Source organism: Seonamhaeicola marinus (assembly GCF_008085455.1).
Map to the genome: position 1 here is coordinate 1 of NZ_VSDQ01000191.1, position 328 is coordinate 328.

Below are 328 nucleotides of genomic sequence, written 5' to 3' on the forward strand. Positions count from 1 at the left end.
CATTATCAGTGTAGCGCTCTAACCAGCTGAGCTATGAGACTGTTACTCTTTGGTTATTGGTCTCTTATTATTAATTATTGGTTGTTATACTAATAACTAACAACTAGAAACTAATAACTAGTATATCTTTAAATTAACAGCAAGAAGAATAAACTATTTCTTTCTTAAAAAAATTACACTACTAGTCGTCTTTCTCTAGAAAGGAGGTGTTCCAGCCGCACCTTCCGGTACGGCTACCTTGTTACGACTTAGCCCTAGTTACCGATTTTACCCTAGGCCGCTCCTTACGGTGACGGACTTCAGGCACTCCCAGCTTCCATGGCTTGAC

Annotated in this window: 1 rRNA gene; it reads right to left on the minus strand. The window is 39.6% G+C overall.

The annotated features are described in order from the left end of the window. Positions 1-199: 199 nt before the first annotated feature. Positions 200-328: ribosomal RNA gene (locus FUA24_RS02950) — 16S ribosomal RNA — on the minus strand; the annotation flags it as partial.